The organism is Flavobacterium olei (genome assembly GCF_039749035.1).
GTDB classification, from domain to species: Bacteria; Bacteroidota; Bacteroidia; order Flavobacteriales; family Flavobacteriaceae; genus Flavobacterium; species Flavobacterium olei.
The window spans coordinates 861713-878336 of sequence record NZ_JBDKWC010000001.1; the positions used below are offsets into that span (position 1 = coordinate 861713).

The window sequence follows — 16624 nt, forward strand, 5'->3', positions numbered from 1 at the left end:
ATTAAATACATTTTTTATTCGTTTAGATTCAAAATTTCTTACATTTACCTTTGTTATAATTTTGCGATTGAATAAATCCGTATTTAAAAATTTTAAGAGGATTTGATTAATTAAATAATAATTCACGCATAACAATTTTGAATTTTACTCGTTATGTTGTTGTTTTGTGTTACAAAATGAAATGGGAAAGCCGAAAACCAAAGAGAGTAGGCAAAATATTATACAAATACCACGCTTTATGAAAGCATTTTTACCCACGATCTGCTTGATGTTCCTAACCCTTTTTAGTTCGCAAGCGCAAACTAATGCTCCGGCTTCAAATCCATTTCCTTCGATTAGTACATTGACTACATGGGCAAGCATGAACTCACAACAACAATTTGATGTTGCGATTCGCGCTGTTGGATTTAAATTTGAAGTAAAAGAGCCAGGCGAAGGTTCGACAGCTTACACTTATATTCGTAAAGTAACTGTAAATGAAGTAAACTATACGGATAGAATTGTTTACAGAATAACTAATAATAACTCAGCAAGCATTATTTCTTTGGTAACTGCTTCTACTGATTTAGTTAGTTTGTATACACCACAATTAGCAAGTTTTAAAAACAACAACTGTAAGACTGAAATGTCTAAAGACAAAAACACAACCTGCAGCTGTTACGAAAGTGCTAATTTTGCAATCGATCTTTGCGACGAGCGTGTAAAATTAACTATGGGTGACGGAAATAAATATTTTGTTTCTGTAGCTAAAAAATAATAGTACAATATTTTAACTCTAAATGGTTTCCAAATCTTTACTGACTTTTAAGTATGTAAAGATTTGGAACACATTTTTTTTAGTTTGAGTCCGGATTTTTGAGTTCATACCAAACTTCTAATTCTTCCTGATAAGTAAACGAATTCACAAAGTGAAAACCTAACTTCTCCAGGATCTTCCTTGAGCTTTCATTTCCCGCATCCGCGTAAGCGTAAAGTGCTTGTGCTTTCAATTCTTTAAAAGCATAATCCACAAAAGCTTTTCCGGCTTCAGAAGCATACCCTTTTCCCCAGTGTTCTTCGATAAAACGATATCCTAATTCGTAGAAATTCTGGTGTTTATTGATCTCATCAGTAATATATTTTATTCCCGACCAGCCAATAAATTCGTTTGTTTCTCTTAGAATAACAGCCCATCTTCCGATGCCGAAATTCTGATACTGTTTTTGAATATTTTCAATATATTCAATGCTTTCTTCAATATGTTTCACAGGTCTGTTGCCCAAAAATAAATGCACATTTGGGTTCGAATCCAACTCAAACATTCCGTCAGCATCTGAAAGCTGTAATTCCCTTAAAATTAAACGTTCTGTTTCAATTGGTTTTTTCATCGTATTTAATTTAAAATGTAGCGCTGTACAACCTCGGCTACTCCATCATTATTATTTGAAGATACGATTAAATTTGCTTTATCACGCAATTCCGGTGCTACATTATCAACCCAGACTCCCAAACCGGCGTATTCGATCATGGTTAAGTCATTTGCCGCGTTTCCTACTGCTATAATTTCATTTTGATGAATTCCCAGCTTTTCTGCCAAAAGTTTCAAACTGGCCGCCTTATCGATTCCTAATTGCGCTACTTCCAGAAAAAAAGGTTTAGAAGTTGTAACACTCAAATGTGGCATTGCCGCAATTAAGTCTTTTTCTACCGTTTTTAAATAATCAGGATCCTGCAATAAGATGCATTTTACCGCCGGTCTGTCAACATAACTTTTAAAATCCGGAACTTTACGATGCGCCATTCCGGTAATTTCTTTTTCGATTTCAATGTATTCTGAATCTGTTTCGCTGATAATTTCATTATCCAGATACGTGATAATATCGGTTTTCATTTTCACGCTGTAATCGTATAAAGCGTGAATTTGTTCAACTGTCAATTTCTGTTCAAACAAAATCAAATCATCTTTTACGCGGCTTATTATGGCTCCGTTAAACGAAATCATATACGAATCGTTTAGATCTAATTGTAAATCTTTTGCATAAGAAGTCATCGCAATAGTTGGTCGTCCAGAAGCCAAAACTACATATACACCTTTTGCCTGGGCTTCTAAAAGTACTTTTTTATTTAAATCTGAAATTCTGTGGTCGTCTGTCAACAAGGTATCATCCATGTCGAGTACAATCATTTTGTATTGCATTTTTTTAGTTCTTAATTTTTTAGTTTTTTTAGTCCCTGATACTTCGTTTTTAGCACTTTGTTCTAAACAATTAGTTTCTAAGAAGAAGGAATGGTAACTAAATCACTATGTATTAGATACTCATTCTAAATTGTTCTACAACAGGATTTGCTTTTGCAAAATCTGTTTCCTGAATAAACAATTCAACAGCTAAATCGGTCTGACCGAATCCGCCCAAACGAGCCGACTGAATATTATCTTTTTTTACTGTTTCTACTCCTGCTTCTTCTAATCTTTCCTGCAAAGCAATTGCTAATATTTCGCTTCCTGAAAACACCTTCATTAATCCCATGACATTTTGTTTTTATAATTAATTATTTTATTCTAATATTATTTTCAATTTATTTTGATAATCATTATTCTCGTTCATTCCAATATGCTCCTGGTTTTCCAGGAGAATAAGATGAGCTTTTTGATTGACTATTCTGTTCAGACGAATAGAATTTTCATATGAAATTAGGCGATCTTCCTTTCCATGGAACAGGTAAATTGGCGCTTTAACTTTTTGTAAATAAGTATGGGTTTCCAATTTAAATTTTTTCATAAAGTCAGGAAAGAAACGAACTCTTGTACTTGACAATTCTGTAAAGCTGTAATAAGGCGATTGAAGAATCAAAGCTTTGGGATTATTCTGTGACGCCAAAATTGATGCAAATCCCGAACCAATAGAATACCCGGCGATTATTATTTTGTCTTCAGAATATTGTTTTTTTAAAGTTTGATACACAATTGAAATATCTCTGATCATTTGCTCTTCATTTTCAATCTCACCTTCACTTTTTCCAAAACCTCGATAATCTAAAATAAAAATATCATACCCTAAGTTGGTATATATTTTTGCAATTTTCCCCCAGGTATCAAGTGTTCCTGCATTTCCATGAAGATAAAAAATAAGTCCTTTTGATTTTTCAGTTTTAAAAAGTAAACCATTCAGATTTGCTCCGTCAAAAGATTTTATATTTAATTCTTCAAATTTTTCAAGATACTCATACTTATGATTTTTTGGAAGGGCTACACTTTGAAAAATCATTCCCACCTGATTAAAATAAATATAGGAAATCATTAAAACATAAATAACAAGGAAAGCGCACGCAAGAACGATAACCAAAAATTTAAGCGTTTTAAAAATCTCCATTGTTATTTCTGTTATAAATTTTTCAGTCCCAATTTTCAATGTTTAAAACTGAAAATTGAGACTGAAAGTCGAGACTATTATATTTATTCTTCTTCCTGAATATCATCTTCCTCCTCATCGAGTTCCTCTTCGCCTTCTTCATCCATATCAAATAAATACGGTTCCAGCAACATTTTATCTGCAAGGATTTCAATACGCTCTGTTAATTCTTCGGCAAAAATAATACGTTGTACTTTTGCAATACTATTGGAAATACGCATGATTTTGGTTTCGTTGCGCAATTTCAAAATCGGATCTGCATCATCCAAAATCATCATTTTCAGACGGTTTACATTATAACCAGCCGTGGTAAACATATCATTTAATTTGACCGGCGTTCCGATTAAAACATCAATTCCGGTTGAAATATAGTTTTTATCATAATCCATATCCCCTTTTTCATGAACGCCATAAATTTCCAGATCGGTATATTTTCCGTATTTATTAAAAAGCTCTACCATTTCCAAAACCTTTGCTTTGTCTTCAACGATAATCAGGGCTCGTGGCGATTCTTCTATTTTTCCAGCCAATTGCTGAATCACATTGATGACAATTGTTGTGGTTTTTCCGCTTCCTTCCGGCGAAATAATAATACAATCGGCACCACTTTTTATGGTAGAGAAAGTTTCTAACTGAAGCGCATTAGCTTCCGTTAAACCATTTTCAATTAAACCGTCCTGTAATTTTTCGTTTATTTTTTTTAGTTTCATCTAATGAGATTAAAAGATTAAAAAATTGAAAAATTGAAAGATTCTAAATTGATCTTTCAATCATTAAATATTTAAATCATTAAATTAATTTATTTGCTTGCAAACAGTTTAACATCCGTTTCTGAGATTTCGCTGCCTCCTAAAATAATCAGTCTTTCTACTACGTTTCTGAGTTCACGAATATTTCCCGTCCAGTCGTATTCCTGCAATAATTTTATGGCTTCCGCCGAAAATCCTTTCACAGCATTTCCCTGTTCTGAAGCTATTTTTTCTGCAAAATGTAAAATCAAAGCCGGAATATCGTCCCGTCTCTCATTCAAGGGTGGGACTTTGATTAAAATCACGGCTAATCTATGGTATAAATCTTCACGGAAACGGCCTTCGGCAATTTCGGTTTTTAGATCTTTATTGGTTGCGGCTACAACACGTACGTCTACTTTTATGTCTTTATCGGCACCCACCCTGGTAATCATACTTTCCTGCAGTGCGCGTAATACTTTGGCTTGCGCCGAAAGACTCATGTCTCCAATTTCGTCGAGGAAAATGGTTCCCTTATCGGCTGCTTCAAACTTTCCGGCGCGGTCTTTAACCGCCGATGTAAAAGCGCCTTTTACGTGTCCGAATAATTCACTTTCTATCAGTTCACTCGGAATCGCAGCACAGTTTACTTCGATTAAAGGAAAATTAGCGCGCTCACTCTTCTCGTGCAATTGGTGCGCTACTAATTCTTTTCCCGTTCCGTTTGGCCCGGTTATCAAAACTCTGGCTTCAGTTTGCGCTACTTTATCAATCATCATTTTGATATGATTAATAGATTCGCTCTCGCCGATCATTTCGTAATTTTTGCTGACTTTTTTCTTTAGAATTTTATTCTCAACAACCAATTGTTTTTTGTCTAAAGCGTTGCGAACGGTATTCAAAAGACGGTTTAAATCAGGTGGTTTTGAAATATAATCAAATGCCCCCAAACGCATAGTATGAATAGCCGTTTCCATGTCTCCATGTCCGGAAATCATTACCATCGGAATTTCAGGTTTTATTTTCTTTACTTCTTCCAAAACCTCAACACCATCCATTTTGGGCATTTTGATATCGCACAAAACCAGATCGTAATCGTTGTTTTTTATTTTATCGAGTCCGGCTACACCATCTTCCGCTTCATCAACCTGATACGAATCATTTTCTTCTGATAAAATTTTTACCAAAACCCTTCTGATTGCCGCTTCGTCTTCTATAATTAGTATTTTACTCATTCTTTTTAAGGTTCAAAGGTGCAGAGGCACAAAGAGGCAAAGGTTCTTTACTTTGTCACTATCTACACTGCATCTTTACTATATTAATATATTTTTTAACGCAAAACGACAGAGATTGGAAACCTTTGTTCCTTTGAACCTCTGATGCTTTGCTCCTTTTTCCAATCAATATTTAAGCCATCTGTACAATTCTTTCCAGGTTGGTTTTTTGCCGTACATTAAAATACCAACACGGTAAATTTTTGCGGCGAACCACACAACAAGGAAAAACGTAGCAAACAATAATGATACCGAAATTGCAATTTGCCACCACGGCACTCCAAATGGAATACGCATTAACATCACTATTGGCGAAGTCAGCGGAATCATAGAGAATGCAACTGCAACTGTTCCATGCGGATCGTTTACAACTGTAAAAAATCCAATATAAACGCTTAATATAAGCGGCATTATGATAGGTAATAAAAATTGCTGTGAGTCGGTTTGATTGTCTACCGCCGCACCAATTGCAGCGTAAAATGAGCTGTATAAAAAGTATCCTCCAATAAAGTAAACCACAAAACCAATAATGATACTGGCAATGGGAAGATTCCATAATTCGGCAATGTACATTTGAGCCGTTCCCGAAAGTTCGTGCTGCGCCGATTGCATTAATTCTGGCGAAATTCTGGCCGTTGGACCGACATTCACACCAAAAAATGCCGATGCAGCAAACATTAGTCCCAGACCTATAATGGCCCAAATGGCAAATTGTAAAATTCCGGCCAATGAAGTTCCGATAATTTTACCGATCATCAAATCAAATGGTTTTACAGATGAAATGATAATTTCAATGATACGGTTTGTTTTCTCTTCGATTACACTTCGCATAACCATGTTGCCGTAAATGATAATAAACATCATGATCAAATAACCAAACGCACCTCCGATTCCGATTTTTATTTCATTCAGTCCTTTTAGACTTTCTTCCCCAGAAGCTTTTGCCAAATGAATATTAACTTCGCCCTGCGCCTTTTGAATGGCCAAAGTATCTAGCTTTGCTTTTTGTAAATTGATTTTAGTGATTTTTGAAGCAATAACATCCTGAGTGTTTTCGATAAAAGAAATACTTGGACTATTATTGGAAATAAATTCAATTTTTGATTGTAATTCTCTTTCTGAATCTGTTTTAGGAATTACTAATAATCCGCTGAAATTCTCTTTTGAAATGCTGTCTTTTAAGGCACTGAGACTTACTTCAGATAAATTCAGATATCTATATTCTCCCCCTTTTTTGTTTTCTTTTAAAAAATCTCCCGCGAACAAACCTGTTTCATCATGAATTGCAATTCGCTTAGTATCTGCTTTCATAGAACTTAAATAGCCAATAAAACCCGCTACTGCAACAAACAATATCGGACTTAAAAAAGTCATGACAACAAAAGATTTGTTTCTGACTTTTGCAATAAATTCTCTTTTTATAATTAGTGAAATTATACTCATTTATTTTAGATTGTTAGATTTTAGACTTCTTAGACTTTTTTAGACCTTTTTAAACTTCAAGATTATCTAAGAATCTAAGAAGTCTACCGATCTAAAGCCTATCCAGTTACTGTTTGAATAAAAATATCGTTAATACTTGGAATTTTTTCTACAAAATGAGTAACCTGACCTCGTTGTGTCAGGATATTAAGTAATTCGTTTGGCGCCGAGTTTCCAATCTCTACATTCAATTTCAAATCTTCATTTAGTGACTTAAAATTTGCAGGAGAAACCGTGAATTTTTGTGTAATGTCGTACATCAAACCCTCCACATTGCCTGTTAAAATCCCGACCTCAAAACTATTGGTTCTAAACTGTCGTTTAACATCGGCAACTTTTCCTTCGATTAGTTTATTTGATTTGTGAATTAAGGAAATATGATCACATAATTCTTCAACACTTTCCATGCGGTGTGTCGAAAAAATAATTGTAGAACCTTGTTCTTTCAAAGCTAAGATTTCATCTTTGATTACATTCGCATTTACAGGATCGAAACCTGAGAAAGGTTCATCTAAAATCAGCAATTTTGGTTTATGAAGTACACAAACCACAAACTGAATTTTTTGTGCCATTCCTTTAGAAAGTTCCTGAATCTTCTTGTTCCACCAACCCTGAATTCCTAAACGATCAAACCAATAATCCAGTTGTTTTTTGGCTTCGGCTTTAGAAAGTCCCTTCATCTGAGCAAGATACAAACATTGCTCTCCTACTTTCATGGTACTGTACAAACCTCTCTCTTCGGGCAAATAGCCAATAGTCTGCACATGTTTGGGCTGCAGTTTTTCTCCATCTAAAATTACTTCTCCACGATCGGGCATCGTAATTTGGTTGATAATTCTGATAAGGGAAGTTTTTCCAGCTCCGTTTGGACCTAAAAGTCCATAAATGCTTCCTTTCGGCACATTTAATGAAACTTCGTTAAGCGCCACATAATCACCGTATTTTTTTACGACTTTATGTACTTCAAGTAAGTTGCTCATTTGTTTTTATCGATTTTCTATGTCAAATTGACCTTTGCTGTTAAGCGGATGTAAAAATAATTAATTCAAAGCTATTCTAAGTATGAATAAGCAAAAAACCCATTCTAAATTTATCTTAGAATGGGTTTTATTTATTTAAGCACTTTTAAAAAAGTTTTAGTTATGAAAACATGTCTTTTACTTTTTCAAAAAATGATTTTTCAGATTTCTCAGGATTTGGAGCAAAATGTTCATTATTTAAAGCATTTTCAAAAAATTGTTTTTGCTCTTTATTTAATGTTTTCGGAGTCCAAACGTTTACATGCACTAATAAATCACCACTTCCGTAACCGTTTAAACTTGGAATACCTTTTCCTTTTAGCCTTAAGATTTTTCCGGACTGAATTCCTTCTTCCAACTTAATGCGCACTTTTCCGTTAATTGCTTCAATATCTTTAGAAGCTCCCAAAACTGCTTCCGGAAAACTGATATATAGATCGTAATGCACATTTTCACCTTCACGTTTCAGGAATTCGTGCTCAATTTCTTCAATAGCTACAATTAAATCTCCCGGTATACTGTTCCCCGGAGCATCGTTTCCTTTATTAGAAACTTTTAACTGCATACCGTCAACAACCCCTGCAGGAATTTTGATTGATACTGTCTCATCTTCCTGAACCATTCCCTGAGCATCTGCTTCAGAAGGTTTTTTATCTAAAATCTGACCAGAACCGCCACAAGCAGGACAAGTTGATGCAGACTGCATTCTTCCCAAAATAGTATTGGTTACACGCATTACCTGACCTTGCCCGTTACAAGTTGTACACGTTTTATAGGTTACACCTTTGGCCTGAACTTTACGTTTTACTTTTACTTTTTTCTCTACTCCATTTGCAATTTCTTCCAAAGTCAGTTTAACTTTGATACGAAGATTGCTTCCTTTAGAACGGCGAGGACCACCGCCTCCGCCTCCGAAACCGCCAAATCCGCCTCCGAAGATATCACCAAACTGGCTGAAAATGTCATCCATATTCATGCCGCCGTGACCTCCGCCGAATCCACCTGAACCATCAAATGCCTGATGTCCGTACTGGTCGTATTTCGCTTTTTTCTGCGGATCGCTTAAAACTTCATAAGCTTCTGCTGCTAATTTAAAGTTTTCTTCTGCCTCTTTGTCGCCCGGATTTTTATCCGGGTGATATTTCAACGCACTTTTTCTATACGCTTTTTTAATTTCGGCAGCATCTGCATTTTTTGAAATGCCTAATATTTCGTAAAAATCTTTTTTCATAGTCTAGGTTAAATTCCAAGTACAAAATTTTAAATCCAAATTTCAATAGATAATATTGACTTTAAGACTTTATATGTTTTTTAGTTCCCGATAACCACTTTAGGAAAACGAATAATTTTATCTCCTAATTTGTATCCTTTTTCAATTACATCAACAATTTTCCCTTTTAATTTATCAGACGGAGCTGGGATTTGGGTAATTGCTTCAGCAAAATCAGCGTTAAAAGCATCTCCTGCTCCAACTTCAACCTGCTCTAATCCTTTAGAAACTAAAGTACTTTTTAGTTTTTCGTGAATTAATTCTACACCTTTTTTCAAATTTTCGTCGTCAGATTTATTGATTTCCACAATAGCTCTGTCAAAATCATCTAAAACAGGAAGCATTGCAAGCAAAACTTCTTGATTGGCTGTTTTAAATAAATCCATACGTTCTTTCGAAGTTCTTTTTTTGTAATTTTCAAATTCGGCAAATAATCTTAAAAACTTATCTTTTTCTTTTGCTAAGTCTTGTGCCAGTTGCTCTTCAACACTTAATTCTTCAACAATTAACTGCTCTCCATTGGCGTTATTTTCTAACGTTACATCGTCTAATTCTTGATCGAATTCTGTATTTTCCGTAGTCATATCACTTTTATTTTTAAAAATATTTTTAAACTTCATTTTTTATTCTTTCTGTTGGATTGCAAAAGTACTGCCAAATCTCATAAAATGTCAAATTGTCACTTTATTAAAAATGAGCCAATTAAATTTTATTAGTCACCCTGAAAAATTTAGTATAATTTTAAGACTATTACGTTTTAGTTTGATGTAAATTTGAGGACACAACAAACTAAATTTTTATTATTTAAAATTGAATTTAAGGGCTAGCCTCGGCTATAAAAATAATTATTAATTCAAATTTACCTTATATTAAAAAAAGCTTCGTCAGAAATTCAGACGAAGCTTTTTTTATGCATTTTTTTCTTTGGCAAAGTGTCAGATTAAATCTTTACTTTTTAAAATCCAGTTGCACGGGCGGAGGGATTCGAACCCCCATCAACGGTTTTGGAGACCGCTATTCTACCCTTGAACTACGCCCGTAACTTAGGCCGCAAATTAAAAGGTTTTTTTTTTATCTGGCAACTATTTGAGGCACATTTAAAAGGATTTAAGTCAAGTTGTTCAGGCTCTTTAAATTACAAACTCTTTACGTTCCAACGGTTGAAACCGTGAGCTATGTTTTATAAATTAATTCGTGAAATTCGTGGCAAAAAAACAATATCCTTGCGTTCCCACGGTTAAAACCGTGGGCTATCTTTTTATAACTTGCGAACCTTGCATAAACCCTTGCGCTCTTTGTAATTAAATTCTAAGCCAGCAAAGCGTTTTTCAATCCTTCAAAATCCACAGTAACCTGCTCTCCGGAAACAAGATTTTTAAGCGCGTATAAATTGGAAGCCATTTCTGTATCTCCAACAATTACTGCAAACGGAATCAATCGTTTATCTGCATATTGAAACTGTTTTCCTAATTTTACATTGTCAGGATATAATTCTACTTTTATATTTTCTTTTCTCAGCTTCTGAATTGCCTGCGAAGCGTACAACGCTTCCTTATCTCCATAATTTAAAAACAGCGCTTTAGAGGTTGCCGCAACAGTTTCCGGAAATAATTGTAATTCCTCTAAAACCAGATAAATCCTGTCCAGTCCAAAAGAAATTCCGACACCGCTCATATTTTTCAATCCAAAAATACCAGTCAAATCGTCGTATCTGCCACCGCCGCCAATAGAACCCATCGCGACCGTTTTCGGCGCCGCTACTTCAAAAATGGCCCCGGTATAATAATTAAGTCCACGCGCTAAAGTAACATCCAAATCCAAAGTTGCAGTTGACAATCCTAAAGTCGCCACATTATCACAAATAAACTTTAGTTCTTCCACACCTTTCATTCCCTCTTCTGATGAAGCCAACATTACAGAAAGCTGATCAATTTTATCTGTGAAAGTTCCTGAAAAGCTAAAAAGAGGCTGTACTTTAACCAACGCATCTTCAGCAATTCCTTTTTCGATCATTTCTTTTTTAACGCCGTCTTCGCCGATTTTATCCAGCTTATCTAACGCGACTGTAAAATCAATCAATTTATCTGAAGCTCCGATCACCTCAGCAATTCCCGATAAAATTTTACGGTTATTAATTTTAATCGTAACGCCTTCTAAACCTAAAGCAGTAAAAACGGTATCGTACAATTGTACCAGTTCGACTTCCTGCCATAATGACTTTGAGCCTACCACATCGGCGTCACATTGAAAAAATTCCCTAAAACGGCCTTTCTGCGGATTATCTGCTCTCCAAACCGGCTGAATCTGATATCTTTTAAAAGGAAATTCAATTTCACTTTGGTGTTGCACTACATATCGTGCAAAAGGAACTGTCAAATCATAACGCAATGCTTTTTCTGAAATTTTTGACGTAAATTTATTCAGTTCGATTCTTTGTTCTAAACTGATTTTCTCAGCAGAATTTAATTGCAGTTCTTCTAATGCTTCCGGAAGTTCTATTTTACTTTTATTGTAGAAAAAATTACCCGAATTCAGAATTTTAAAAATCAGACGATCGCCTTCTTCTCCATATTTTCCCATCAGAGTATCCGAATTTTCAAACGAAGGCGTTTCAATAGGCTGAAAACCAAATTTTTCAAAATTAGTTTTTATAGTCTGAATAATATATTGACGTTTTGACACCTCTGCCGGTGAAAAATCTCTGGTTCCTTTTGGAATACTTGGTTTTGAAGCCATCTTTTTTATTTTAGATTTCTGATTTAGATTTTGGATTCTTTGAAACTAAAATCTAAACCTTTAAAATTAATTTATTTCTAGATTTTTTGATTGTTGGTTTATAAAAACTTTCGACTTTATGACTTTCCAACTTTTGACTTAATTTAAAATCGCCTGCAAATATCTTACTTTTTAAAATAAATATTAAAGGTTCGAAAACAAACTTGTAACAAAAAACGTATTTTCGTGACAAATTGGTCATATGCTAAAATTATTTAAAGAAAATATTCGAATTGCGTTTGGTTCTATCAAAACCCAATTGCTGCGCACTATCCTGACCGTTCTGATTATCGCAATCGGAATTACAGCTCTGGTCGGAATATTAACCGTTGTTTCTGCACTTGAAAACACCATTTCCAATGATTTTGCTTCAATGGGGGCCAATACTTTCAATATCAATCAATACGAAAATAAAGTTCGAAATCGCGGCGGAAACGAGCGCGAAGTTGTAAATCCGATTATTTCTTATCCTGAAGCTGTTGCTTTCAAATCAAAATACAAATATCCTTTTACCGAAACGTCTCTTTCCTTTACTGCTACTTCAACGGCAGAAGTAAAATATCTGGGCGAAAAAACCGATCCCGAAATTACAATTGTAGGTGTAGACGAACATTTTATTACCAACTCCGGACTGGAAACGAGTTTAGGCAGAAGTTTTAATCAATTTGATGTTGAAAACAATACGTATTCCTGTATTGTTGGTTCTGATTTTGAGAAAGGACTTTTGAAGGACATCAATCCAATTGACAAAATCATTTCCATTCGAGGCGCGCGATTTAAGGTTATTGGCGTTTTAAAAGAAAAAGGATCTACGTTTGGAAATAGTCAGGATTTAAGAGTTTTAATTCCGATTCAGGTTGCGAGATCTTTATTTACAGCACCAAACATCAATTATACAATCAGTGTAATGGTTTCTAAAAAAGAAGTTTTAGACCAGGCAATTGATAATGCTACGAGTACAATGCGAAGAGTTCGTAAATTAAGTCCGGTTCGTGACAATAATTTTGGCGTAGTGCGAAGCGATGATTTAATCAACCGTATTTTAGGAATTACGCAGTATTTGGGCTGGGCGGCCTGGATTATTTCGGTAATTACAATTTTAGGTTCCTCTATTGCCTTAATGAATATTATGATTGTTTCGGTAACCGAGCGTACACGGGAAATTGGTGTGCGCAAAGCGTTGGGCGCAAAAAGATCTACTGTAGCTTTTCAGTTTTTTATAGAAACTTTATTGATTGGCCAAATCGGTGGTCTGGTCGGAATTGTACTTGGAATTTTACTTGGCTTTGGCATTGCGGCTGCCATGAGTTTTGCATTTGTAATTCCGTGGATGGCAATTATTGCCGCTTTTGCAACCAGTTTCTGCGTTGCATTGGTTTCCGGATTATATCCCGCAATTAAGGCTTCAAAACTTGATCCTATCGAAGCTTTACGTTACGAGTAATCATAAAAATATTATTTTTTTGTTGGATTTGGAATTAAATTTTACCTGATATCATTCTGTCGTTATCGTAAATATCTTTGCGGAGTTCTACTTCTTTAAACTCCATGTTTTCCAGTAATTCAATCATTTCTTTTCCCAGATATTGATTGATTTCAAAATACAATTTGCCATTTTCGAAGAGTGCATTTTTTGCCAGTAAAGCAATTTTTCTATAGAAAATCAATGCGTCGTCATCTTCTACAAAAAGTGCCAAATGCGGTTCGTAATCCAAAACATTCTTTTTGATTTCCTGCTTTTCTAAATTACGGACGTACGGCGGGTTTGAAACAATGATATCAAACTGACAGGTAAACTCTACTGCTTCCAAAATATTGAGCAACATAAAAGTAACGTCAACATTATTGGTTATCGCATTTCTTTTGGCGGTTTCAATTGCTTTGCGGGAAACATCAATTGCAAAAACTTCTGCATTTGGTAGATTTTTTGCTAAAGAAATAGCAATGCATCCACTTCCTGTTCCAATATCCAGAATTTTTATTTTTTCAGATTTGTTCGGAGTTGAATTTTCATTGATAATCCATTCTACAAGTTCTTCTGTTTCCGGTCTTGGAATCAGAACATTTTCATTTACTTCAAAATCCAAACCGTAAAAGTTTGTTTTCCCAAGCAGGTATTGAATAGGAACTTCATTTTTTAAATGCTTAATTAATTCATTCCAGATTATGAAATCACTTTCTTCAAAAGACAATTCGTGATTTAAGGCTAAATCAATCTGACGAAGCTTATGTTTATTTTCAAGAATCAAATAGAAAAAACTTTCTGCTTCGTACGCATCGTAAAAAGGAGCTAATTCTTTAATAAACTGAGTACGATATTGTTTGATTTTCATTTTAATTTGTTGAGCATTATAAAATTCAGTCCGACCTGATTTTTTATCTACCAATAAGTCGGTTTAGTTTAAAATTGTTACAGTTAAAAACTATAAAACTTTCAACATCCAGACCGGACAAGAATTGTGCCCTGTGCAGCCCAGCGGAGCATCAAGATATTCAAAACCAGATTTTTTATACAGCTTTTGTGCAGCATGCATAAAAGGCATTGTCTCTATATAACATTTTTTGAAACCAAAAATCCTTGCCTGTTCCAGACATTTCTCCATCATTTTGGTTCCGATTCCCAGACCTCTTGTTTGGGGCAGAAAGTACATTTTTTGCAATTCGCATATTTGTTCATCTCCATTTTCTAAAGGTGCAATTCCGGCGCAGCCTACAATCTCTCCTTCACTTTCTACAACAAAATATACAGATCTCGATTTATTATATTCTTCAAACATTAAATCAAGATAAGGGTCCTCATAAGCTGTTCCGACCTTTGGAATTTCCATTTCATCAAAAACAGATCTTATCAAACTTGCAACTGCCTCATTATCTTCCTTTTTAATTTCTCTGATAAGCCAATTTACCATTTTTTCGTTCTAAATCATTATATATACAAAAATAGAAATAGTTTTTTGATCCTCTGATAACTATTCGGATTGTTTCACAACTTAACGACAATAGTGGACAAAAACCTTTAAAATAATTACTTTTGCATTGTGAATATACAAGAGAAATACATTAAACGCTGTATACAGCTGGCACAAAACGGACTTGGATCGACGTATCCGAATCCTATGGTGGGCAGCGTAATTGTGTACGAAAACCAAATTATTGGAGAGGGCTGGCATAAAAAAGCCGGAGAACCTCATGCAGAAGTAAATGCCGTAAATTCCGTAAAAGACAAAGCCCTGCTAAAAAAAGCTACGATATATGTAAGTCTTGAACCCTGCAGCCATTTTGGGAAAACGCCTCCGTGTTGTGATTTAATTATTGCGAATGGAATTCCGAATGTGGTTGTGGGAACCGTCGATCCGAATGAAAAAGTCGCAGGAAGAGGAATAAAAAAATTAATCGAAGCCGGGATAAATGTGACAGTCGGTGTTTTAGAAGACGAATGCAACAAATTAAACAAACGCTTTTTTACCTTTCATCAAAAAAAGAGACCTTATATTATTTTAAAATGGGCAGAAAGTCAGGATGGTTTTTTAGCTCCGGAAAAAATATTTAACCAGGGCCGTAAACCTGTCTGGATTACTAATCAATACTCCAGGCAAATGGTTCATAAATGGAGAACTGAAGAACAGGCTATTCTCGTTGGAACACAAACCGTTATTGACGATAATCCAAAACTAAATGCAAGAGACTGGTCTGGAAATAATCCTGTAAGAGTTGTTATAGATCAAAATGGCAGAATAGATAAGAGCAGTTTTATTTTTGATGAAACGGTGAAAACAATTGTTTTTTCTAAAGACAAACAAACATCTACAAAAAATACTCAATTTGAAAACATTGATTTTGAGAGCAATATAATTTCTCAAATTTTGGATGTTTTATATACAAATCAGATCCAATCCATAATTATCGAAGGGGGAAGACAAACCCTTCAATCTTTTATAGAGGAGAATTTATGGGATGAAGCGCGCATCTTTATCGGAAAAAGCCGTTTTGAATCGGGAACGAAAGCACCCGTTATTTTAGGAAAAAGCAGTGTTAAAACTACTATATTAACAGACGAATTAATAGAAATTAGAAATTATGATTGACACCATCATTTTCGACTTTGGAGATATTTTTATCAATCTGGATAAACAGGGAACAATTTCCGGATTTCAAAATCTGGGAATGAAAGAATGGATTTCCGAATTTGATGAATTGAATTTTTCGTTTGAAGTCGGCGCCATTTCTCCGGAAGATTTTATCGGCGGATTTCAGAAACAATTACCAAATGCCTCAACAGAAGAGATCTTAAAAGCATGGAATACTGTTTTGGCAGATTTTCCGCTTTACCGTTTGGAATTTCTTCAGGAATTATCAAAAAAATATCGTCTTTTTCTATTAAGTAATACTGATTCTATTCACATAAAAACTTTTGAAGAAAAAAGTGGTCCTTCTTTTTATCAGGATTTTTACAATTGCTTTGAGAAAGTATACTTTTCGTTTGATTTGGGAATGCGAAAACCAGATCCGAAAATCTATCAGTATCTTATTGACAAACATAATCTGGTTCCGGAGAACACGTTGTTTGTTGATGATAAAAAAGAAAATACAGACAGCGCAGCAGCTTTAGGAATAAAAGTATGGAATCTGCAGGTGGGAAAAGAAGACGTTGTTGACCTTTTTAATAAAAACATAGTATAATAATCTG

Annotated in this window: 17 protein-coding genes and 1 tRNA gene; 4 read left to right on the forward strand and 14 right to left on the reverse strand. The window is 34.7% G+C overall.

The features are described 5' to 3' along the window. Nucleotides 1–238 precede the first annotated feature (238 nt). Nucleotides 239–757: a hypothetical protein gene (locus tag ABEB31_RS03700; RefSeq protein ID WP_347049989.1), complete on the forward strand. Its 519-nt coding sequence runs from the start codon at nt 239–241 to the stop codon at nt 755–757. 79 nt (nt 758–836) lie between these two features. Here the strand turns inward: ABEB31_RS03700 and ABEB31_RS03705 are convergent, their stop codons facing one another. The 12 genes from ABEB31_RS03705 to hisS form a co-directional block, all read right to left on the reverse strand. Further along, nucleotides 837–1367 (reverse strand): GNAT family N-acetyltransferase, encoded by a 531-nt coding sequence (locus tag ABEB31_RS03705; protein WP_347049990.1) that lies wholly within the window; start codon nt 1365–1367, stop codon nt 837–839. A 5-nt stretch (nt 1368–1372) separates the two neighbouring features. Beyond that, nucleotides 1373–2164: a Cof-type HAD-IIB family hydrolase gene (locus ABEB31_RS03710; protein WP_347049991.1), complete on the reverse strand. Its 792-nt coding sequence runs from the start codon at nt 2162–2164 to the stop codon at nt 1373–1375. A gap of 124 nt (nt 2165–2288) precedes the next feature. Next, the gene (locus tag ABEB31_RS03715; protein ID WP_347049992.1) at nt 2289–2507 is read right to left on the reverse strand and encodes a putative signal transducing protein; all 219 of its coding nucleotides are present in this window, start codon (nt 2505–2507) and stop codon (nt 2289–2291) included. 27 nt (nt 2508–2534) lie between these two features. Then, entirely contained in the window at nt 2535–3245 is a 711-nt protein-coding gene (locus ABEB31_RS03720; protein ID WP_347049993.1) for an alpha/beta hydrolase, read from the reverse strand. Between the two features lie 188 nt (nt 3246–3433). Then, a complete protein-coding gene (locus ABEB31_RS03725; RefSeq protein ID WP_347049994.1) occupies nt 3434–4099 on the reverse strand; it encodes a DEAD/DEAH box helicase in 666 nt (221 codons plus the stop codon). A gap of 89 nt (nt 4100–4188) precedes the next feature. Continuing rightward, entirely contained in the window at nt 4189–5352 is a 1164-nt protein-coding gene (locus tag ABEB31_RS03730) for a sigma-54-dependent transcriptional regulator (protein WP_347049995.1), read from the reverse strand. 165 nt (nt 5353–5517) lie between these two features. Further along, nucleotides 5518–6834, reverse strand: coding sequence for an ABC transporter permease (locus ABEB31_RS03735; protein WP_347049996.1), 1317 nt, complete (start codon nt 6832–6834; stop codon nt 5518–5520). A gap of 98 nt (nt 6835–6932) precedes the next feature. Further along, complete coding sequence (locus tag ABEB31_RS03740) at nt 6933–7853, reverse strand: ABC transporter ATP-binding protein (protein ID WP_347049997.1); 921 nt, start codon at nt 7851–7853, stop codon at nt 6933–6935. A 160-nt stretch (nt 7854–8013) separates the two neighbouring features. Next, nucleotides 8014–9123, reverse strand: coding sequence for a molecular chaperone DnaJ (dnaJ, locus tag ABEB31_RS03745; RefSeq protein ID WP_347049998.1), 1110 nt, complete (start codon nt 9121–9123; stop codon nt 8014–8016). Between the two features lie 80 nt (nt 9124–9203). Further along, a complete protein-coding gene (locus ABEB31_RS03750) occupies nt 9204–9782 on the reverse strand; it encodes a nucleotide exchange factor GrpE (protein WP_347049999.1) in 579 nt (192 codons plus the stop codon). Nucleotides 9783–10131: 349 nt separating this feature from the next. Then, nucleotides 10132–10202, reverse strand: a tRNA-Trp gene (locus ABEB31_RS03755). Between the two features lie 268 nt (nt 10203–10470). Then, complete coding sequence (gene hisS, locus ABEB31_RS03760) at nt 10471–11898, reverse strand: histidine--tRNA ligase (RefSeq protein WP_347050000.1); 1428 nt, start codon at nt 11896–11898, stop codon at nt 10471–10473. A gap of 241 nt (nt 11899–12139) precedes the next feature. On the opposite strand from hisS, the gene ABEB31_RS03765 reads away from it, so the two are divergent. After that, on the forward strand, nt 12140–13381 hold the full coding sequence (locus ABEB31_RS03765) for an ABC transporter permease (RefSeq protein WP_347050001.1): 1242 nt from the start codon (nt 12140–12142) through the stop codon (nt 13379–13381). A 34-nt stretch (nt 13382–13415) separates the two neighbouring features. Here the strand turns inward: ABEB31_RS03765 and prmC are convergent, their stop codons facing one another. Together prmC and ABEB31_RS03775 are read right to left on the reverse strand one after the other, a co-directional pair. Beyond that, nucleotides 13416–14270 carry a peptide chain release factor N(5)-glutamine methyltransferase gene (prmC, locus tag ABEB31_RS03770; protein WP_347050002.1) on the reverse strand — a complete coding sequence of 285 codons (855 nt, stop codon included), beginning with the start codon at nt 14268–14270 and terminating at the stop codon, nt 13416–13418. 90 nt (nt 14271–14360) lie between these two features. Then, nucleotides 14361–14846 (reverse strand): GNAT family N-acetyltransferase, encoded by a 486-nt coding sequence (locus ABEB31_RS03775; RefSeq protein ID WP_347050003.1) that lies wholly within the window; start codon nt 14844–14846, stop codon nt 14361–14363. A 129-nt stretch (nt 14847–14975) separates the two neighbouring features. On the opposite strand from ABEB31_RS03775, the gene ribD reads away from it, so the two are divergent. Together ribD and ABEB31_RS03785 are read left to right on the forward strand one after the other, a co-directional pair. Then, a complete protein-coding gene (gene ribD / locus ABEB31_RS03780; protein WP_347050004.1) occupies nt 14976–16022 on the forward strand; it encodes a bifunctional diaminohydroxyphosphoribosylaminopyrimidine deaminase/5-amino-6-(5-phosphoribosylamino)uracil reductase RibD in 1047 nt (348 codons plus the stop codon). Beyond that, a complete protein-coding gene (locus ABEB31_RS03785) occupies nt 16015–16617 on the forward strand; it encodes an HAD family hydrolase (protein ID WP_347050005.1) in 603 nt (200 codons plus the stop codon). Before ribD ends, ABEB31_RS03785 begins: the two co-directional genes overlap by 8 nt. Nucleotides 16618–16624 lie beyond the last annotated feature (7 nt).